The 18,950-nt window shown below is 43.5% G+C and carries 19 protein-coding genes, 2 tRNA genes and 3 rRNA genes; 15 read left to right on the plus strand and 9 right to left on the minus strand.

What is annotated here, in order from left to right; all coding sequences use genetic code 11:
- Nucleotide 1: 1 nt before the first annotated feature.
- The 5 genes from surE to panD are packed head-to-tail and all read right to left on the minus strand — an operon-like array spanning nt 2 to nt 3,349.
- The gene (gene surE, locus ACWIUE_RS05760) at nt 2-772 is read right to left on the minus strand and encodes a 5'/3'-nucleotidase SurE (RefSeq protein WP_454135675.1); all 771 of its coding nucleotides are present in this window, start codon (nt 770-772) and stop codon (nt 2-4) included.
- Nucleotides 769-1,632 (minus strand): polyprenyl synthetase family protein, encoded by an 864-nt coding sequence (locus ACWIUE_RS05765; protein ID WP_454135677.1) that lies wholly within the window; start codon nt 1,630-1,632, stop codon nt 769-771. Before ACWIUE_RS05765 ends, surE begins: the two co-directional genes overlap by 4 nt.
- Nucleotides 1,629-2,729, minus strand: a complete 1,101-nt coding sequence (locus ACWIUE_RS05770; protein ID WP_454135678.1) for a DUF7488 domain-containing protein — start codon at nt 2,727-2,729, stop codon at nt 1,629-1,631. Before ACWIUE_RS05770 ends, ACWIUE_RS05765 begins: the two co-directional genes overlap by 4 nt.
- Nucleotides 2,671-2,973 carry a YbaB/EbfC family nucleoid-associated protein gene (locus ACWIUE_RS05775; protein ID WP_454135680.1) on the minus strand — a complete coding sequence of 101 codons (303 nt, stop codon included), beginning with the start codon at nt 2,971-2,973 and terminating at the stop codon, nt 2,671-2,673. Before ACWIUE_RS05775 ends, ACWIUE_RS05770 begins: the two co-directional genes overlap by 59 nt.
- 10 nt (nt 2,974-2,983) lie before the next feature.
- Nucleotides 2,984-3,349, minus strand: a complete 366-nt coding sequence (gene panD / locus ACWIUE_RS05780; protein WP_454135681.1) for an aspartate 1-decarboxylase — start codon at nt 3,347-3,349, stop codon at nt 2,984-2,986.
- 81 nt (nt 3,350-3,430) lie between these two features.
- Here panD and hypE point away from each other — a divergent pair, with 81 nt between their 5' ends.
- Nucleotides 3,431-4,489: a hydrogenase expression/formation protein HypE gene (gene hypE / locus ACWIUE_RS05785; RefSeq protein WP_454135683.1), complete on the plus strand. Its 1,059-nt coding sequence runs from the start codon at nt 3,431-3,433 to the stop codon at nt 4,487-4,489.
- 65 nt (nt 4,490-4,554) lie between these two features.
- Here hypE and ACWIUE_RS05790 read toward each other — a convergent pair whose 3' ends face one another.
- Entirely contained in the window at nt 4,555-4,770 is a 216-nt protein-coding gene (locus tag ACWIUE_RS05790; protein WP_454135684.1) for a hypothetical protein, read from the minus strand.
- Between the two features lie 371 nt (nt 4,771-5,141).
- On the opposite strand from ACWIUE_RS05790, the gene ACWIUE_RS05795 reads away from it, so the two are divergent.
- The 10 genes from ACWIUE_RS05795 (at nt 5,142) to ACWIUE_RS05840 (ending at nt 16,247) form a co-directional block, all read left to right on the plus strand.
- Entirely contained in the window at nt 5,142-5,330 is a 189-nt protein-coding gene (locus tag ACWIUE_RS05795; RefSeq protein ID WP_454135686.1) for a hypothetical protein, read from the plus strand.
- A gap of 11 nt (nt 5,331-5,341) precedes the next feature.
- Nucleotides 5,342-6,841 (plus strand): 16S ribosomal RNA (locus tag ACWIUE_RS05800).
- Nucleotides 6,842-6,931: 90 nt separating this feature from the next.
- Nucleotides 6,932-7,008 (plus strand) — tRNA-Ile (locus tag ACWIUE_RS05805).
- Nucleotides 7,009-7,011: 3 nt separating this feature from the next.
- Nucleotides 7,012-7,087 (plus strand) — tRNA-Ala (locus tag ACWIUE_RS05810).
- Between the two features lie 217 nt (nt 7,088-7,304).
- A 23S ribosomal RNA gene (locus tag ACWIUE_RS05815) occupies nt 7,305-10,732 on the plus strand.
- A gap of 105 nt (nt 10,733-10,837) precedes the next feature.
- A 5S ribosomal RNA gene (gene rrf / locus ACWIUE_RS05820) occupies nt 10,838-10,956 on the plus strand.
- Together the 16S, 23S and 5S rRNA genes with 2 tRNA genes alongside form the textbook arrangement of a ribosomal RNA operon.
- A 363-nt stretch (nt 10,957-11,319) precedes the next feature.
- Nucleotides 11,320-15,072 carry a carbamoyl-phosphate synthase large subunit gene (gene carB, locus ACWIUE_RS05825; RefSeq protein WP_454135688.1) on the plus strand — a complete coding sequence of 1,251 codons (3,753 nt, stop codon included), beginning with the start codon at nt 11,320-11,322 and terminating at the stop codon, nt 15,070-15,072.
- Between the two features lie 8 nt (nt 15,073-15,080).
- Nucleotides 15,081-15,545, plus strand: a complete 465-nt coding sequence (locus ACWIUE_RS05830; RefSeq protein WP_454135690.1) for a Sua5 YciO YrdC YwlC family protein — start codon at nt 15,081-15,083, stop codon at nt 15,543-15,545.
- Nucleotides 15,542-16,012, plus strand: a complete 471-nt coding sequence (locus tag ACWIUE_RS05835) for a hypothetical protein (RefSeq protein ID WP_454135691.1) — start codon at nt 15,542-15,544, stop codon at nt 16,010-16,012. Before ACWIUE_RS05830 ends, ACWIUE_RS05835 begins: the two co-directional genes overlap by 4 nt.
- Complete coding sequence (locus ACWIUE_RS05840; RefSeq protein ID WP_454135692.1) at nt 15,999-16,247, plus strand: S4 domain-containing protein; 249 nt, start codon at nt 15,999-16,001, stop codon at nt 16,245-16,247. The genes ACWIUE_RS05835 and ACWIUE_RS05840 overlap by 14 nt, the downstream gene beginning before the upstream one ends.
- On the opposite strand, the gene ACWIUE_RS05845 is transcribed toward ACWIUE_RS05840, so the two are convergent.
- Both ACWIUE_RS05845 and ACWIUE_RS05850 read right to left on the minus strand, forming a co-directional pair.
- Nucleotides 16,179-16,478 carry a hypothetical protein gene (locus tag ACWIUE_RS05845; protein WP_454135693.1) on the minus strand — a complete coding sequence of 100 codons (300 nt, stop codon included), beginning with the start codon at nt 16,476-16,478 and terminating at the stop codon, nt 16,179-16,181. The genes ACWIUE_RS05840 and ACWIUE_RS05845 overlap by 69 nt on opposite strands.
- Nucleotides 16,432-16,593, minus strand: a complete 162-nt coding sequence (locus tag ACWIUE_RS05850; protein ID WP_454135695.1) for a hypothetical protein — start codon at nt 16,591-16,593, stop codon at nt 16,432-16,434. Before ACWIUE_RS05850 ends, ACWIUE_RS05845 begins: the two co-directional genes overlap by 47 nt.
- On the opposite strand from ACWIUE_RS05850, the gene ACWIUE_RS05855 reads away from it, so the two are divergent.
- The 4 genes from ACWIUE_RS05855 (at nt 16,594) to ACWIUE_RS05870 (ending at nt 17,931) form a co-directional block, all read left to right on the plus strand.
- Entirely contained in the window at nt 16,594-17,220 is a 627-nt protein-coding gene (locus tag ACWIUE_RS05855; RefSeq protein ID WP_454135697.1) for a phosphatase PAP2 family protein, read from the plus strand.
- A gap of 7 nt (nt 17,221-17,227) precedes the next feature.
- Nucleotides 17,228-17,464, plus strand: a complete 237-nt coding sequence (locus ACWIUE_RS05860) for a hypothetical protein (RefSeq protein ID WP_454135699.1) — start codon at nt 17,228-17,230, stop codon at nt 17,462-17,464.
- A 116-nt stretch (nt 17,465-17,580) separates the two neighbouring features.
- Nucleotides 17,581-17,721 (plus strand): hypothetical protein, encoded by a 141-nt coding sequence (locus ACWIUE_RS05865; RefSeq protein ID WP_454135701.1) that lies wholly within the window; start codon nt 17,581-17,583, stop codon nt 17,719-17,721.
- 3 nt (nt 17,722-17,724) lie between these two features.
- Complete coding sequence (locus ACWIUE_RS05870; RefSeq protein ID WP_454135703.1) at nt 17,725-17,931, plus strand: hypothetical protein; 207 nt, start codon at nt 17,725-17,727, stop codon at nt 17,929-17,931.
- A 65-nt stretch (nt 17,932-17,996) separates the two neighbouring features.
- Here the strand turns inward: ACWIUE_RS05870 and ppk2 are convergent, their stop codons facing one another.
- The gene (gene ppk2, locus ACWIUE_RS05875) at nt 17,997-18,878 is read right to left on the minus strand and encodes a polyphosphate kinase 2 (protein WP_454135704.1); all 882 of its coding nucleotides are present in this window, start codon (nt 18,876-18,878) and stop codon (nt 17,997-17,999) included.
- Nucleotides 18,879-18,950: the final 72 nt, after the last annotated feature.

Consider the following 18,950-nt stretch of genomic DNA (forward strand, 5'->3'; position numbering starts at 1 on the left):
TCTACGCCATCCACGCTTTAAGCGCGTTCATATCCTCATAGCTTGTCATATCAAGCATTATAGGCGTTATGCTGGTGAATCCTGCCATTACTGCGCTAAAATCCGAGTTATTTTCCGCGCGTTCATTCCACGCTAATGGGTGAAGTCCAAGCCAATAATATTCTTCACCGCGCGGACTTTTGCGCTTGTGCGCGTCATTGCCGTAGATTCGGTAGCCTAATTGCGTGATTTTTGCCCCTTTGTAATCCTTTGCTTTAACATTTGGGATATTTACATTTAGTAGTTTGCGCCCTTGCAAGGGGAATTGTGCGCTTAAAATTTTTTGCACCAAATCGCGTGAGACTTCTTTGGCAAGGGCAAAATCGCTTTTCACCACGCCCCTTTTGTCATCTACCACTTGCGAAATGGCGATTGATGGAATCTCTCTTATTGCACCCTCCATCGCCCCTGCCACCGTGCCTGAGTAGGTTACATCTTCGCCCATATTTGAGCCTATGTTTATGCCAGAGATGATTAAGTCGGGTGTAATTTTTAGCGTATTAAGTGCTAAATACACGCAGTCTGCGGGTGTGCCGTCATCAAGTTTGTAGAAATCTTTGGCGATTTTGATTAGTCGCAAGGGGCTTGTAAGCGTTAGCCCGTGTCCGCAGGCAGATTTTTCACTTGCGGGGGCTACGGCGATGATTCGCGCCAAATCGCTCAATGCTTCTACAAGTGCTTGCAATGCGATAGATTCAAAGCCATCATCATTTGTGATTAAAATATTTTTCATTTTTGTCCTTTTAATAGATATTTATTTAGCAAAAAATATAAGTTTTTTGCGATTTTTTTATCGATTTTTTCTAGCGTTTCTAGTAGCGTCATTTTAAGCGAATCTAACGCGCCCTCCGCACCTTTTAGCCCTAGTAGATTCACATAGCTATTTTTGTTTTCATCGATATTTGCGCTTTTGCCCTCATTTGATGAAATTTTATCCAAAATATCATCGCGAATCTGAAAAAATAGCCCCAATTTTAGCCCAAAATCATAGAGTTTTTTGCGCTCAAATTTTGGCAGTTTGGCGATAATTGCACCCATTTCAAGCGATGAAGCGATTAAATGCGCAGTTTTGTTTGTGTGGATAAAATCAACCTTTTTTCTCTGTAATTTCTGTCCCTCAAAGTGGCAATCCAAAGCTTGTCCTACCACCATTTTTAGCCCACCAAAGGACAGCGATTTGGCAAGTTTGGCGCGAATTTTGCCACTAAAATGCGCCGTAGCAATCAAATAAAACGCATAAGTATTTAGCCCATCGCCACACAAAATCGCGTCCGCCTCGCTGTATTTGGTATGCAAAGTGGGGTGATTGCGGCGAAGTGAAGCATTATCCATAGCGGGTAAATCATCGTGGATTAGGGAGTAGGTGTGGAGCGATTCGATTGCTAGGGCGATTTGAAAGGCGTCTTTTATTCGCGCTTTGTCGTTTGCCAAAACCACGCAAAAAAGCAATGCAGGGCGGAATCGCTTCCCACCATTTCGCACCATTTCCCAAAATGCGACTTCAAAGCTTGGGTGAAAACTTCGCATAATGTTTGCGCTGTGATTTTGCAAATATCGCTCAAACTCCGCCATTATCGCGTCAAATCGCTTCATAAATCCATCTCCATCAAATCTACATCAATAAAAAATTCAAAATCATCTCGAATCACAAGAAATGACAGCATTTGAGTATGCGAAAGTGCCGCATTTAGCGCAGAATCTAGCGCATTTTTATCGCTAATCTCAATTTGATTTAGTCGCAAAATCTTATCGCCCTTTTTAAAACTCGCAAAATCTCTCTCAACGCGCAAATTTTCATTAACGATAATGCCTAAAATATCTAACGCCACGCTATTTTCATCAAATGCACGATGTCGCTCAAACGCACGCACGGGGATTTGCAAAATCTTATCATTTCGCTTTATCGTGATTTGGGCGATTTTGCCGTGCTCTAAATTTGAAGAAATATCAAAAAAATCATATTGATTTTTGATTTTTGTGCCATTTATCGCCAAGACTTCATCGCCTAAATGCAAAGATTTTGCGCTGGATTCTGTGGATTCGCGTTTAGATTCGGCGGATTTTTGCATAAGCGGATTTATCGCAATTATTTTATTTTTTGCATCAATGCTAAATCCAATATCGCTATATTTTGCCACACTATGCGGTAAAGTTCGCGCTAAAAATCGCTTCAAATACGCAGAATCTATAAAGCGATTATCCCCAATGCCAATGCCATAGATTTGATAGCAAATATCGCTAATCACGGCATTTGGCGGGATATCTTGCGAAAATTTACCAAAATCTTTTAGCGATTTTTGAAGGTGCAAAATCTGCCCTTGTAAAATCGCATTTTCGCTTATGGTGGCGAGATTTTTAAGATTCGCAGAATCTGGCACAACCAAATCATACTTTTGCGCCAAAACCTTGCCATCAAATAAAATTAGTCGCATAAATGCGTCATATTTCGCAGAATCTGCGCTTGATTCACCGCTAAATGCGAGATATTTGCCTTCGCCAATGTGGATTGCGCGGATTTTTGCGCCACTTTGAAGTGTGAAAATTTGCGAAGTATTTAAATAAAACTCCGCGCATTTGCTGAAATTATACGCACTTAATGGCGCAATCAAAACCGCGATAAATACGCAGAATCTAAGACTTAAACGGCGAAAAATCACCCAAAATCTCCATCGCGCTATTTTTTTTGGCATTTTCGGCGTTTTTCAACGCTTCATTGATTGCGCCGATTAGCAAAATCTGCAACGCCTCCAAGTCCTCTAATAGCGACTTATCGATATTCAAATCCACCACTTGGCTCATTCCATTCACGCTCACGCTCACAAGCCCACCGCCACTTTTTGCCGTGTAGATGGTGTTTGCGTTCTTTTCTTCGATATTTTTAATATTGCTTTGAAGCTGCTCTAACATATTGCTAAAATCATTTGGATTAAACATTTTTGCCCCTTTATAATGTCGTGCTTTGTGATAGAATCTCATTTTTTTTGCCAAGTTGCAAAATCTTTGGCGCGTAGTTTTTTAGCTCGGATTCATCATAAAGCGCGTAAGCCATAATGATGACTTTATCCCCCACCTGCGCAAGTCTCGCCGCCGCGCCATTTAGGCAGACTATCCCGCTGTGCGCTTGTCCTTTGATGATATAGGTGCTAAATCGTGCGCCATTGTTGATATTTGCGATTTCGACTTTTTGTCCCACGCGGAGATTCGCACACTCCAAAAGTGCCGAATCGATTGTGATTGAGCCGACATAGTTTAGATTCGCGTCCGTAATCGTGGCGCGGTGCAGTTTCGCGCATAACATTTCGATTTGCATTTCGCCTCCGTTTCAAAAAAATGCGGAATTTTAACATTAAATTGATTATACTTGCTTAAAATTTCTTTAAAAGGCGGATTTATGGAGCGAGTAATGTTGTCAGCTGGTAACGGCGGAGCGGAAAATGCGGAGCTAATCAAAGTATTTTTGCGACATTTTGAAAATAAATTTGGCACAGAGGATGCGGGAATCTTTGGCGAATTTAACACAGATTCAAGCGAAAATCTTGCGAATCAAAGTGCGAATCTATCAAAACAAAACCCCAAAAAATACGCCACAAGCATTGATTCATTTACCATAACGCCTATTTTTTTCGCAGGGGGCGACATAGGCAAACTTAGCATTTGCGGAAGCGCGAACGATGTCGCAATGATGGGCGCAAAACCAAAATTTTTGAGTGCTAGTTTTATCATCGAAGAGGGCTTTTTGGTTGCGGATTTGGAAAAAATCGCGCAGTCTATGGGTGATGAAATGCAAAAAAATGGCATTGCGCTAATCTCAGCGGATACGAAAGTGGTGGAAAAACGAAGCGAAAATGCGGGGATTTTTATCACAACTGCGATGATTGGCGAAGTGTTGCGCGATGGCATAAGCGCGAAAAATTTGCAGGATGGCGATTGTGTGATAATCAGCGGAAATATCGGCACACACGGCGCGTGTATCTATTGTGAGCGCGAGGGGATTGATTTGGAGCATAGTTTGCAAAGCGACTGCGCCGTGCTGTGGGGGCTTGTGGAGTTGCTAATCAAAAATGGCGTAGAGATTCACGCGATGAGGGACGCTACGCGGGGTGGAATCGCTTCTTTGCTAAATGAATGGGCGGTTTCTAGCAAGTGTGCGATTGAAATAGATGAATGCGCGATACCGATTAGCAACGAAGTGCGTGGCGTGTGTGAAATTTTAGGAATCGATGCGTTTAGTCTCGCAAATGAGGGCGTTTGTGCGTTTGCATTGCCAAAAGATTGTGCGCCTCGCGCTTTGGAGCTATTAAAAAGCCACGAATTAGGCAAAAATGCAAGTATTATTGGCGTTGTCGTTAAAAATGGCGCAGATTTGGGAAAAGTGGCAATAAAAAGCGATTTGGGAGTTAGGCGATATTTGGAATATCCGCAAGGGGAAATATTGCCACGAATTTGCTAAAAGTGCGCGTTTTGGCAATTTATGTCTTTGGTATGTGATTTTTCGTTAGTTGCACTTAGACTGCGCTAAATTCGCAGAATCTGCGAGCGAAGCGAAAAATCTAAAAAAATCGTCATTGCGAGATTTTGCTTCGCAAAATCGTGGCAATCTATATTAGATTCTGCGAATTTGCTACGACGCAGAATCTGGCTGGATATGGAGAATTTTACGAAATACTTTAAATTGCCCCTTTTAATTTCCAGAATGTAGAATTTTGGCGTGGTAGAATTTGCATATAACATAAAATTTTGTGATTGTGTAAATATTAGAAGTGATATTTTTGCGCAAAATAGGGCAGAGTAGGGCGAATCTAAAAAATTTTAAAATTTTGCAAAAATTTTTATTTTTTTTAAGTTTCGTTTAAGGAATATAGTTGTATTATTCCGCTTCCTTTTTTCGATAGAAATTTTTGAAATAGTTTGGAAATGTTTTAGATTAGCATAAGCAAGTCAAATTCCATTTTAAATCGTAAATTTTCTTTTAGAATTTAGGTGTTCTGTAATTTAGAGATTTAATGTTTTTAGATTCTTAAACATTACAATTTTTAGTATAGTGATCTTTGACAACTAAGCAAGGACTAACGAATATCACAATGAATTGTGTTTAAGTTAGTTTGATTGAATACAACTTGTCTTACACGCATTTTGTCGCGCCTAGTGCGTGGCGAAATGTGGATATTTTGGTTTTAATTGAGCTAGTTGGATGCGAATTTTTCATTTTTTTGGCGTTTTGGATTCGTTGCGAATCTAAAAGAGCCATTTTTTATGGAGAGTTTGCGTCATTATTTTATATTTTGGCGTGAAACTTCCATTTTTTATGGAGAGTTTGATCCTGGCTCAGAGTGAACGCTGGCGGCGTGCCTAATACATGCAAGTCGAACGATGAAGCTTTCTAGCTTGCTAGGAAGTGGATTAGTGGCGCACGGGTGAGTAACGCATAGGTAATATGCCCCATAGTCTAGGATAGCCACTGGAAACGGTGATTAATACTAGATACTCCCTACGGGGGAAAGTTTTTCGCTATGGGATTAGCCTATGTCCTATCAGCTTGTTGGTGAGGTAATGGCTCACCAAGGCTATGACGGGTATCCGGCCTGAGAGGGTGAACGGACACACTGGAACTGAGACACGGTCCAGACTCCTACGGGAGGCAGCAGTAGGGAATATTGCTCAATGGGGGAAACCCTGAAGCAGCAACGCCGCGTGGAGGATGAAGGTTTTAGGATTGTAAACTCCTTTTGTTAGAGAAGATTATGACGGTATCTAACGAATAAGCACCGGCTAACTCCGTGCCAGCAGCCGCGGTAATACGGAGGGTGCAAGCGTTACTCGGAATCACTGGGCGTAAAGAGTGCGCAGGCGGGATAGCAAGTCAGATGTGAAATGCTATGGCTTAACCATAGAACTGCATTTGAAACTGCTATTCTAGAGTGTGGGAGAGGTAGGTGGAATTCTTGGTGTAGGGGTAAAATCCGTAGAGATCAAGAGGAATACTCATTGCGAAGGCGACCTACTGGAACATTACTGACGCTCATGCACGAAAGCGTGGGGAGCAAACAGGATTAGATACCCTGGTAGTCCACGCCCTAAACGATGAATGCTAGTTGTTGCCCTGCTTGACAGGGCAGTAATGCAGCTAACGCATTAAGCATTCCGCCTGGGGAGTACGGTCGCAAGATTAAAACTTAAAGGAATAGACGGGGACCCGCACAAGCGGTGGAGCATGTGGTTTAATTCGAAGATACGCGAAGAACCTTACCTAGGCTTGACATTGATAGAATCTGCTAGAGATAGCGGAGTGCTGGCTTGCCAGAGCTTGAAAACAGGTGCTGCACGGCTGTCGTCAGCTCGTGTCGTGAGATGTTGGGTTAAGTCCCGCAACGAGCGCAACCCTCGTCCTTAGTTGCTAGCAGTTCGGCTGAGCACTCTAGGGAGACTGCCTTCGTAAGGAGGAGGAAGGTGAGGACGACGTCAAGTCATCATGGCCCTTACGCCTAGGGCTACACACGTGCTACAATGGGGCGCACAAAGAGATGCAAAATCGCGAGATAGAGCAAATCCCTAAAACGCCTCTCAGTTCGGATTGTAGTCTGCAACTCGACTGCATGAAGCTGGAATCGCTAGTAATCGCAAATCAGCAATGTTGCGGTGAATACGTTCCCGGGTCTTGTACTCACCGCCCGTCACACCATGGGAGTTGTATTCGCCCTAAGCCGGAATGCTAAACTGGCTACCGTCCACGGCGGATGCAGCGACTGGGGTGAAGTCGTAACAAGGTAACCGTAGGTGAACCTGCGGTTGGATCACCTCCTTTCAGAGAATTTTTAGAAATATATTTTTAGTCGTTGTGAGATTTTGTTAGCTTTGCTTAGTTTTCAGAGATTACTGCTAGTTGTTTTGATAGGGGCTTATAGCTCAGGTGGTTAGAGCGCACCCCTGATAAGGGTGAGGTCGGAGGTTCAAGTCCTCCTAAGCCCACCACAAGGGGAATTAGCTCAGCTGGGAGAGCGCCTGCTTTGCACGCAGGAGGTCAGCGGTTCGATCCCGCTATTCTCCACCATTAGAATCTAGCGTGAATCTTTGTAGTTTTTAAAGTCTAAATATGTGATTTTTTGTGAATCGATTCGCAACGAATCAAACGAATCATATATTTAGACTTTTTAAGTCTAGCGTTGTTTTAAAATTCTTTGTTAATAGCCAATAGTAAAAGATTACAATTTGCTTGTTTAATCATTATAGATTAAGCAAGGTAGTGAATGTAAATTAGAATATCTCATTTATAAGCTTGTTAAGAGCAAATGGTGGATGCCTTGGGTAGTAGAGGCGATGAAGGACGCACTAGACTGCGATAAGCTGTGGGGAGCTGTCAAGAGGCTTTGATCCGCAGATTTCCGAATGGGGAAACCCAATGCGTAGTGATGCGCATTACCTTAAATGGAGCGAACCTAGCGAAGTGAAACATCTCAGTAGCTAGAGGAAAAGAAATCAATAGAGATTCTCCTAGTAGCGGCGAGCGAACGGGGAAGAGGGCAAACCGAGTGCTTGCATTCGGGGTTGAGGACTGCAATATCCACTTGAATATCAAAGCAGAAGGACTTGGAAAAGTCTGCTATAAAGGGTGATAGCCCCGTAAGCGTAAAATATTCATAGGTAGCAGTATCCAGAGTAGGGCGAGACACGAGAAATCTTGCCCGAAGCAGGGGAGACCACTCTCCAACCCTAAATACTACTACTACACCGATAGCGCACAAGTACCGTGAGGGAAAGGTGAAAAGAACCGCAGTGAGCGGAGTGAAATAGAACCTGAAACCATTTGCTTACAATCATTCAGAGCCCTATTGTGAGTCCCTTTGAGGAATTAAATTTGAGGAAAAGAAGTGAATTGATATTTTCTGCAATAATTTCTTTGACTTTGAAATTTTTTTCTCAAATTAATAAATTTAAGGAGCTAATTATGGCTAAAGTTGTGGAAATTCGGCAAACTAATGTCATACACAAAATTGGAACTAGCAACGATAAATCACCGTATGGCTTTAATTCTTGGCTAGATTATTGGGAAAAGAATACTGATAGTCAGGCTGGGAATTGTGTAATACAAAATTGTACCAAAAAAGCAACAGATGGTGCACATATCCAACTAACAAGTGGTAGTAGGAATCCTGTTTATATTATTCCCACTTGTCATTCTTGCAACATTAAGAGTGGAGAGATGCAGGTAAATAGGAATGTGAAAGCTGTTAGTGTAAATTAAATAAGTGTCTAGCTATTTCAATGTTTGTAGAATTCAAACTAACAACTAAAAAAGATAGACTGTGTGGTTTTGCAAGATGTTAATCTTGCAAAACATTGCATTAGATTAAATTTAACTTAATTCTTCAAAGGGATTCACAAGGGTGATGGACTGCCTTTTGCATAATGATCCTGCGAGTTGTGGTATCTGGCAAGGTTAAGCACACGCGAAGCCATAGCGAAAGCGAGTCTTAATAGGGCGTTAAGTCAGATGCTGCAGACCCGAAGCCAAGTGATCTATCCATGACCAAGTTGAAGTAAGTGTAACAGCTTATGGAGGACTGAACTCGTGCCCATTGAAACGGGTTGGGATGAGTTGTGGATAGGGGTGAAAGGCCAAACAAACTTGGTGATAGCTGGTTCTCTTCGAAATATATTTAGGTATAGCCTCAAGTGATAGCAATAGGGGGTAGAGCACTGATTGGGCTAGGGCTGCCTACCGCGGTACCAACCCCTGTCAAACTACGAATACCTATTGCCTTATCTTGGGAGTCAGGCGGTGGGTGATAAAATCAATCGTCAAAAGGGGAACAACCCAGACTACCAACTAAGGTCCCAAAGTTCTATTCTAAGTGGAAAATGATGTGAAGTTACTTAGACAACCAGGAGGTTGGCTTAGAAGCAGCCATCCTTTAAAGAAAGCGTAACAGCTCACTGGTCTAGTGATTTTGCGCAGAAAATATAACGGGGCTAAGATAGACACCGAAGTTGTAGATTCTATGCTGGTGCATAGAGTGGTAGAAGAGCGTTCGTATCAGCGTTGAAGCCATATCGGCAAGAAGTGGTGGAGCGATGCGAAGTGAGCATGCAGGAATGAGTAGCGATAAAAGTGGTGAGAATCCACTTCGCCGAAAGTCTAAGGTTTCCTACGCGATGCTCGTCATCGTAGGGTTAGTCGGGTCCTAAGACAAGTCAGAAATGGGTAGTCGATGGAAAATTGGTTAATATTCCAATACCAATAGTAGTGTGCGATGGAAGGACGCATAGGGTTAGGTGAGCTAGCTGATGGAAGTGCTAGTCTAAGGGTGTAGCTTGGAGGATAGGCAAATCCGCCTCTGTATGTCAAACCTAAAAGGCTCTCCAAAGTCTTCGGATAGCGGGGAGAATCACTGATACCGTCGTGCCAAGAAAAGTTTCTAAGTTTAGCTACTATTGCCCGTACCGCAAACCGACACAGGTAGATGAGATGAGTATTCTAAGGCGCGTGAAAGAACTCTCTTTAAGGAACTCTGCAAACTAGCACCGTAAGTTCGCGATAAGGTGTGCCTAGCAATAGGTCTCAGCAAAGAGTCCCTCCCGACTGTTTACCAAAAACACAGCACTTTGCAAACTCGTAAGAGGAAGTATAAGGTGTGACGCCTGCCCGGTGCTCGAAGGTTAAGAGGATTTGTCAGGGGCAACCCAAAGCATTGAATTGAAGCCCGAGTAAACGGCGGCCGTAACTATAACGGTCCTAAGGTAGCGAAATTCCTTGTCGGTTAAATACCGACCTGCATGAATGGCGTAACGAGATGGGAGCTGTCTCAAAGAGAGATTCAGTGAAATTGTAGTGGAGGTGAAAATTCCTCCTACCCGCGGCAAGACGGAGAGACCCCGTGGACCTTTACTACAGCTTGGCACTGCACATGGGAGCATTATGCGCAGGATAGGTGGGAAGCTTTGAAGTCTCTACTCTGGTGGAGATGGAGCTGTCCTTGAGATACCACCCTTAATGTTTCTGTGGGCTAACTGGCTAGAGTTATCCTCTAGCAGGACAATGTCTGGTGGGTAGTTTGACTGGGGCGGTCGCCTCCTAAAAAGTAACGGAGGCTTGCAAAGGTTGGCTCATTGCGGTTGGAAATCGCAAGCAGAGTGTAATGGCATAAGCCAGCCTGACTGCGAGACAAACAAGTCGAGCAGAGACGAAAGTCGGTCATAGTGATCCGGTGATTCTGTGTGGAAGGGTCATCGCTCAAAGGATAAAAGGTACCCCGGGGATAACAGGCTGATCTCCCCCAAGAGCTCACATCGACGGGGAGGTTTGGCACCTCGATGTCGGCTCATCGCATCCTGGGGCTGGAGCAGGTCCCAAGGGTATGGCTGTTCGCCATTTAAAGCGGTACGCGAGCTGGGTTCAGAACGTCGTGAGACAGTTCGGTCCCTATCTGCCGTGGGCGCAGGAGAGTTGAGGAGAGCTGTCCCTAGTACGAGAGGACCGGGATGGACACGCCACTGGTGTAGCAGTTGTTCTGCCAAGAGCATCGCTGCGTAGCTACGCGTGGATGTGATAACCGCTGAAAGCATCTAAGCGGGAAGCCAACTCCAAGATGAACTCTCCCTGAAGGTCGCAGCAAGACTAGCTGCTTGATAGGGTAGGTGTGTAAGCATAGTAATGTGTTTAGCTGACTACTACTAATAGACCGTTTGGCTTATTTGATATTCTAATTGAGCACTACCTTGTTTAGTCTATAACTATTGGCTATTATGAAAGAGAAAGTATAGTGTATCCAAATTATTTGTGTTACATTATCCTTTCTCTTTTCCTTGTGTTTATGAAAAAGAAGGACACACCTAGTTTTCCATCCCGAACCTAGCAGTTAAGCTTCTTTTTGCCGATGATACTGCGTTTTTCAAGCGTGGGAATGTAGGTTGATGCAGGGATTAGAGAAAATTCTCTAACTTATTTCTTACAATTTAATCACTTCAAATTTTATACATTTTATTTTTTTAATTATATAAAATCCATAAGATTCGCAGAATCTAATGCAGATTCTGCAATTTTATACAAATTAGATTCCGCAAATAATTACAATCTTACGCTAGATTCTGCGAATTGATATAATTTTGCTTGGATTGATAAAATTTACGAAAATTGCAGAATCTGCATTATTTGTTAGATTCTGCGATTTTACAAAATTAGCGCATTAGATTCTGCGAATTATTATTTATTTTTTGCATTTTTTAAAGATTATTAAAGTCCATATTGTGTAGAATCCAAAAATTTTGAAAAAATCAAGGACGACTATGCCACAACGCACCGACATTAACACTATTTTACTCATCGGCTCTGGACCCATTGTCATCGGGCAGGCGTGCGAGTTTGACTACTCGGGCACGCAAGCGGCAAAGACGCTCAAAAACTTGGGCTACCGCGTGGTGCTGATAAACTCAAACCCCGCTACGATTATGACAGACCCTGATTTTGCCCACCGCACTTATATCGAGCCTATCACGCAAGAAGTCATCGCAAATATCATAAAAGCCGAAAACATTGACGCGATACTGCCTACTATGGGCGGACAAACCGCGCTTAATGTCGCAATGGAAATGTATGAAAGCGGTGCGCTAGAGGGTGTGAAATTTTTAGGCGCAAATCCTAGCGCAATCAAAAAAGGCGAGGATAGGCAGGCGTTTAAAGAGGCTATGCTAAAAATTGGAATGGATTTGCCAAAGAGCCATTATGCCTACACGCTTGATGAGGCGGAGCAAGCGGCACAAAGCATTGGATTCCCGCTTATTATCCGTGCGAGTTATACACTTGCGGGCGGTGGCAGTGGCGTGGCGTATAATATCGAGGAGTTTAAGGCATTGGCAAAAGCGGGGCTAGAAGCAAGCCCGATAAATGAAATCTTAATCGAAGAAAGCCTTTTAGGGTGGAAAGAATATGAAATGGAGGTAATCCGCGATAAGAATGATAACTGCATAATCGTGTGCTCTATCGAGAATCTCGACCCTATGGGCGTGCATACGGGGGATTCTATCACTATCGCCCCTGCGCTCACGCTAACCGACAAAGAATATCAGCGAATGCGCGATGCTTCTTTTAAGATTTTGCGTGAAATCGGCGTGGATACGGGCGGAAGCAATGTGCAGTTTGCCATAAATCCTAGCAATGGGCGAATGACGGTGATTGAGATGAATCCGCGAGTGTCGCGCTCTTCCGCGCTTGCGAGCAAGGCAACAGGCTACCCCATAGCCAAAGTCGCCACAATGCTAGCTGTTGGATTTAGCCTAGATGAGATTACAAATGACATCACAGGCACGCCTGCGAGCTTTGAGCCAAGCATTGATTATATCGTTACCAAAATCCCGCGCTTTACTTTTGAGAAATTCCCGTTAGCAGATTCTACTCTCACTACTTCGATGAAGTCTATCGGCGAGGTGATGGCGATTGGCGGGAGTTTTAAAGAGAGTTTGCAAAAGGCGTTGTGTAGCTTGGAGAATGGATTTTGCGGGTTGGATAGTATGACTAGCGACATTGAGCTAGCGAAAAAAGAAACGCGCAGAGCAAATGCAAATCGAATCTTGTATGTAGCGGATTGCTTTCGGCTGGGGCTTAGTGTGGAGGAAGTCGCGGAGCTTAGCAAAATCGATAAATGGTTTTTGCACCAAATCTATGAGCTAGTGGAGGCTGAAAGGGGCGTGAGTAGCGAGATTTTACGCGATGAGGGGGCTATGCGCACTCTCAAATCGCAGGGATTTAGCGATAAGGCTTTGGCTAGACTTTTGGCGCAAAATGAGGGCGTGGAGATGAGTGAGGGCGAAATCTACACGGCTAGAAAGGCAATGGGCGTAGTGGCGAGATATGAGGAGGTGGATACTTGTGCGGCGGAGTTTGAGGCTTTGACGCCTTATCTTTATTCGACAATCCCTGTGAATCTTTTTATTGGCAATTCGTCTTTGGGTAATCATTGCGTAGATTTGCAAAATTTCGGGGCTTCGCAGACCGCTAGTCTAGTCTCAGCCCCAAAATTTTGCAAAAACTCCACAAGCACTACCGCAAATACTAGAATTGTTTCAAAAGAAAACGCAGATTCTCAAAATCCCCCCTCCCTTGCGGAGGGGGCTAGGTGGTGGGTAGATTCTGCAAACGCAGAATCTCACACAGCGCACGATTCGCAAAACAAACAATCGAAGGATTTGCGGTGTTGCTTTGGATTATTTTCGCGTGAAACAAGCGAGATAGAACTTGGGGAACACCAGAGCGCAGTTTATGCGGAAACGGCGCAAATTGCATACTCAAAACAAGGCGTAGCCGAAGTTTCTTTAGTAAAGGCAAATTGCCAAAAAGATGACGCACAAAGCAAAAAAGTCCTAATCATCGGTGGCGGTCCAAATCGCATCGGTCAAGGCATCGAATTTGATTATTGTTGCGTGCATTCTAGCTTCGCGCTCAAAGACTTAGGCGTGCAAAGCATAATGTATAACTGCAACCCTGAAACCGTTAGCACGGATTATGACACAAGCGACACTCTTTACTTCGAGCCTATCGACTTTGAGCGCGTCCGAGCGGTGATAGAGAGAGAAAATCCAAATGGCATAATCGTGCATTTTGGCGGACAAACGCCACTAAAACTAGCTAAAAATCTCACGGCAATTAGCGCAAATATCATCGGCACAAAGGCAGCGGTAATCGACACCGCAGAGGATAGAGAGAAGTTCGCCACATTTGCTAAAAAGCTCAATCTAAATCAGCCCCCCAATGGCTCTGCCACAAGCAAAGAGCAAGCCTTTGCCATAGCGCGAAATATCGGCTACCCCGTGCTTGTGCGCCCTAGCTATGTGCTAGGTGGGCGCGCTATGCGTATCGTGCAAAGCGATGATGAGCTAAAAACCTATATGGACGAGGCGGTGAGGGTGAGTGAGTCTAGCCCCGTGCTTGTGGATAAATTTTTAGACCACGCTACCGAGCTTGATGTCGATGCGATTTGCGATGGGGAGGAAGTCTATATCGGGGGGATTATGCAGCATATCGAAGAAGCAGGCGTGCATAGCGGGGATAGCACAAGCGTTTTGCCTAGCATAAATATTGATGAGAAAATGCTAAAATCGATTCGCACCACCACTGAAAAAATCGCCATAGAGTTAGGAATCGTGGGCTTACTAAACATTCAATACGCAATCCACCAAAATACACTTTATATCATCGAAGTAAATCCGCGCGCTTCGCGCACCGTGCCTTTTGTGAGTAAAGCCACAGGGATACCACTTGCCAAAATCGCCACAAGGGTTATGTGGAATCAATCACAAAATCCCACAAGTAAAGGCATTCTCAAAGAAGCGTTGAAATTTTATGATAGTTTTCATTGCGTGGATTTTAGCGCAAAACCGCTTTGCCACAAGGCACTAAATCATATCGCGGTAAAAGAATCTGTATTTCCGTTTAGCAAATTAAACGGGGCGGATTTGATTTTGGGACCAGAGATGAAAAGCACGGGCGAGGTTATGGGGATTTCGCGTAATTTTGCGATGAGCTTTGCCAAAAGTCAAATCGCCTCCAAAAATGTCATTCCGTTATCGGGCAGTGTGCTTTTGTCGGTGGCAGACAATGACAAGTCTGAGTTGCCACGAATCGCAAAGGGTTTTGCCAAACTTGGATTTAAGATTTATGCCACAGGCGGGACTTATGACTGCTTGGAGGCGCATAAAATCCCCGCACACAAGGTGCTAAAAATTAGCGAGGGACGCCCAAATATCCACGATATGCTGACAAACGGCGAGATTTGCCTTATCGTAAATACGAGCGACAATAAGTCTAGCAAAGATGACGCAAGGCAGATTCGCGCCCAAGTCGTGCGTCTAAATCTGCCCTATTTTACGACAATCGCAGGGACAGCGGTAGCGATAGAAGCGATAAAAGAATTGCGCAAAAATTCGCCAAACACCGCAAAACCTTTGCAAGAATATTTAGTCGCAGAATCTAACGCAGATTCTGCGAATCGCACAAAATCTAACGCAGATTCTGCGAAAAACGCAGAATCTATCAAAAAAATTTAGGACAAAATATGGATTTATCAAACGCCATTTTTTTAGCGCAGAGCGACACCACAGCGGGATTTTTGAGCGTAAATCAAATGCGAATCTTAAATGCAAAAAATAGCCCAAAAAACAAAGCGATTTTACGCGAATCCTGTGATTTGGCGCACATAAAAAATATCACGCGAATCCCGCGAATCTTGCAAAAACGGATTCGCCGTGCAAACAAGACAACATTTATTTTTGATAATGGGTTGTCATTTCGCGTAGTATGCGATGATTTTAGCACCAAAGGCACAAATCTCCACCACGCCTTTTTAAGGCGATTTGGCACACTTTTTTCATCATCAGCTAATAAAAATGGCGGACGATTTGACGAAACATTCGCCAAAAAAAGCGCGGATATTATTGTAAGCGATTCGCGCCGATTGCGCGAGGATTCGCCATCACGCATTTTCAAAGTCAAAAAATCCAAATTAAAGAAGATTCGATGATTTCACGCATATTTTCAACTCTCGCATTTGGCGCAATCTTTGGACTTTTTCCGCTGATTATGTTCTATGGCGGGGTTTGGATAAATTATTTTGCGCCCTATGAAATCAAAGAATATTTCAACGGATTTTTCACGCAGAATCTAAATCTGTATTTTTACGCGCTGTTTGGGGCGTTTAGCGGGATTTGTTTTGTGGCGAATGGTAATTTTTTGAAAATCCTTTATTTGCTTTGTGCGATGATTTTGATGGCGACTTTAATCCCGAGCGTGGGGCAAAGCGTGGGGCAGAAACTCTTTTTAAAAGAAAATGTCCGCATTATCCAAAATGGCAAAAGCGAAGTTGTGCGCGTGATTTACAAGGATAAATACAAGTTTTATTACAACACGGCGGAAAATCCAAAGGTTGTGAAAGTGAATTTGAGCGCGAATCGTGCTGAAAATAGGGCAAATCCAAATGCGAATAGATAGTTTTCTAAATACGACAAATATCCTAAAACGGCGAAGCGTGGCGCAGGATTTAATCAAAAATAATTTAGTTTGCGTAAATGGCGCGGTTGTAAAGGCAAGTAGAGAGGTAAAAATCGGCGATATTGTGGAAATCAAATTTTTAGAATACTCCAAAAAATACAAGATTTTAGCAATCCCACAATCCAAAAATGTCCCCAAAAACACCAAAAATGACTTTTGGGAGGAAGTAGGGTAGGGCAGATTCTGCGATTTTCGCAGAATCTCGCGTGAAAACGAACGAAAATCGCAGAATCTGCTTGAATTTCGTCATTGCGAGAAAATGAGCGAAGCGAATTGTCGTGGCAATCCACTTTTTAAATATAGATTGCCACGACTTGTAAGCAAGTCTCGCAATGACAGCGTAAGATAATTCGCAGAATCTAGCGCGATTTTCGCAGAATCTCGCGCGATTTTCGCAGAATCTCAAACGAAATTCGCAGAATCTCACGCGTTTTTTGGGGAAATTCGCAGAATCTAGCGTGTTTTTTGGGGAAATTCGCAGAATCTAGCGCAATTTTCGCAGAATCTATTAAAGGAAACAAATGCAAAAACTTATCTTTTATCTCATCATCTGCGTTGTCGCACACGCACGAAGCGACTTTGAAAAATTCGGCGATACATTTACGCTTATGCCCGTGCCTGTGGGCGTTGTGAGTGAGAGTATGGAGGATTATTGGGGCGCATTTCAATTATTGCTAGGCACGGCAGCAACGCAGGGCGCGATTGAAGGGATAAAAAGCGGTTTTAATTTAGCGCATAAAAATGGATATAGTATCGCATTTGCCAAACGCCCGTGTTGCGATAGTTACAAGGGGATGCCAAGCGGGCACGCAGGCGGGGCGATGAGTGCGGCGGGATATGTATTTTATCGCTACGGGTGGAAGCCGGCACTGCCACTCATCGCGCTAAGTGTCGCCACTAGCGCATCGCGCGTGTATGCGGAGAAGCATAGCGTTTGGCAGGTTTTGGTGGGGAGTGCGATTGCGTGGGGATTTGCCGCGCTTTTTACCACGCCATATAGCGAGTTTGTGGATAATAGTGCGTTTGGCGTGGCATATCGCAACACTTATCATTCCGCACCGCGCCGACAATTTTTCGTTTTCCCATCTGTGGGGCGAGATAGGGCGTATAGGATATTTTATTATGTTAGCGTGAGTTATGTGTTTTAGGTTTTGAGTGCAATTTGTTTTTATAGGAAACTGCGCTTCGCTTGTTTTGGGTAGTCATTCCGCAGATTTGGCAAATCTAAAATCCAAAATAGATTCGTCATTGCGAGATTTTGCAAAATCGCAGAATCTGCTCCCACTTCGTCATTGCGAGGAGCACGAAGCGAAGCAAGTGCAACGAAGCAATCCAAAAATTTTTGCGATAGCAAAAATGATAAAAATCTCGCAGATTCTGCGAATCAAATAAAAAACGCAGAATCTAAAAATGGATTGCCACGATTCTGCTTCGCAGAATCTCGCAATGACAATTAGTTGCAGATTCTGCGTTTTTGTTGCCTTTTGCAGAATCTAAAAATTTCGTCATTGCGAGGCGCACTAAGCGAAGCGAGTGCAACGAAGCAATCCATAGAATTTACAAGCAAAGCGAAGCAACCAATGCTTCGATTGTTTATAATGGCGTGTGAGATTCTGCGTTTTTCGTGCGAGATTCTGCGAATTGCGTAAAAATTGCAGAATCTATTTTTAATTGTCATTCTCGCGTGTAGCGAAAAATCTCAAAATTCAACAAATAGAGATTTTTCGCTCATTTTATTCGCTCAAAATGACAAAAAAAGTATGGATTGCCACGATTCTGCTTCGCAGAATCTCGCAATGACAGAAAGTAATGTAGATTCTGCAAATTGCGTAAAAATCGCAGAATCAACCCAAATTTAGCAGAATCTAACCACAGAATCTAATCGCAGAATCTCCCAAATTTTCGCAGAATCTCCCCAAAAATCCTACTTCTTTTTCCCCTTTTTGCCGTCTTTTTCTTTTTCTTTCTTCTCTTTGCGGGAGAAAAATGACGCTTGCGAATATGGCGTAACGATTGTCGGGTCGGCTAGCAGGCAGACTTTCGTTTGGTCTTTGCCATCGTAATCGACTTTTGAGAGCAAATCCCGTGCGATATTTATTCGCGCTCGTTTTTTATCCGTAGAATTCACCAAAATCCACGGCGCCTCCGCAGTGTGCGTGCGTGAAAACATCTTTTGAAATGCCTCCGTGTATTCATCCCAAAGATTTAGCGATTTGTTGTCAATGGGGCTTAGCTTCCACATACGAAGTGGGTCGGTTTTGCGTCGCTCTATGCGCCTTTTTTGCTCATCTCGCGCGACATTTAGAAAGTATTTAAAGACGATTAGTCCGCTTGAAATTAGCATATTTTCCAAATTTGAGACTTGTATGATAAACTCGCGGTATTCCTCCTGTGTGCAAAATCCCATCACACGCTCGACACCCGCGCGGTTATACCAGCTTCTATCAAAAAGCACGATTTCGCCCGGTCTGGGGAGCTTGATAAGGTAGCGCAAAAAATACCAATCGCGTTTTTCTAGCTCTGTTGGCGCAGGGAGTGCTACGATTCGCAGTCCTCTTGCATTTAGGCGATTTGTAAGTGCCTTAATCGTCCCGCCTTTTCCCGCGCCATCGCGCCCTTCCATAATGATTAACACGCGCTTTTTGTTATTCATCACCCAAGTTTGAAACTTTATAAGCTCGATTTCTAGCTTATACATTTCGTCCTCATAAAATTTGCGTTTGAAAACTTGTAGCTTCCCGCGCTCCTTATAAACCTCGCTTACATCTTTGCTATCCTCTGGTCGAATCACAATTTGTTTTGACATTTTGTCCCTCCGTTTTGAAATTTTAAGTTTTGATTGTAGCAAAAATGCGCTAAAATTCGCTTTATTTTTTTA

This window comes from Helicobacter sp. 23-1045 (genome assembly GCF_053654655.1).

What these genes read in the sequence shown, in the direction of transcription:
- surE (WP_454135675.1), bottom strand. Translation starts at nt 772, where the DNA reads ATGAAAAATATTTTAATCACAAATGATGATGGCTTTGAATCTATCGCA.
- ACWIUE_RS05765 (WP_454135677.1), bottom strand. Translation starts at nt 1,632, where the DNA reads ATGAAGCGATTTGACGCGATAATGGCGGAGTTTGAGCGATATTTGCAA.
- ACWIUE_RS05770 (WP_454135678.1), bottom strand. Translation starts at nt 2,729, where the DNA reads ATGCCAAAAAAAATAGCGCGATGGAGATTTTGGGTGATTTTTCGCCGT.
- ACWIUE_RS05775 (WP_454135680.1), bottom strand. Translation starts at nt 2,973, where the DNA reads ATGTTTAATCCAAATGATTTTAGCAATATGTTAGAGCAGCTTCAAAGC.
- panD (WP_454135681.1), bottom strand. Translation starts at nt 3,349, where the DNA reads ATGCAAATCGAAATGTTATGCGCGAAACTGCACCGCGCCACGATTACG.
- hypE (WP_454135683.1), top strand. Translation starts at nt 3,431, where the DNA reads ATGGAGCGAGTAATGTTGTCAGCTGGTAACGGCGGAGCGGAAAATGCG.
- ACWIUE_RS05790 (WP_454135684.1), bottom strand. Translation starts at nt 4,770, where the DNA reads ATGTTATATGCAAATTCTACCACGCCAAAATTCTACATTCTGGAAATT.
- carB (WP_454135688.1), top strand. Translation starts at nt 11,320, where the DNA reads ATGCCACAACGCACCGACATTAACACTATTTTACTCATCGGCTCTGGA.
- ACWIUE_RS05830 (WP_454135690.1), top strand. Translation starts at nt 15,081, where the DNA reads ATGGATTTATCAAACGCCATTTTTTTAGCGCAGAGCGACACCACAGCG.
- ACWIUE_RS05835 (WP_454135691.1), top strand. Translation starts at nt 15,542, where the DNA reads ATGATTTCACGCATATTTTCAACTCTCGCATTTGGCGCAATCTTTGGA.
- ACWIUE_RS05840 (WP_454135692.1), top strand. Translation starts at nt 15,999, where the DNA reads ATGCGAATAGATAGTTTTCTAAATACGACAAATATCCTAAAACGGCGA.
- ACWIUE_RS05855 (WP_454135697.1), top strand. Translation starts at nt 16,594, where the DNA reads ATGCAAAAACTTATCTTTTATCTCATCATCTGCGTTGTCGCACACGCA.
- ppk2 (WP_454135704.1), bottom strand. Translation starts at nt 18,878, where the DNA reads ATGTCAAAACAAATTGTGATTCGACCAGAGGATAGCAAAGATGTAAGC.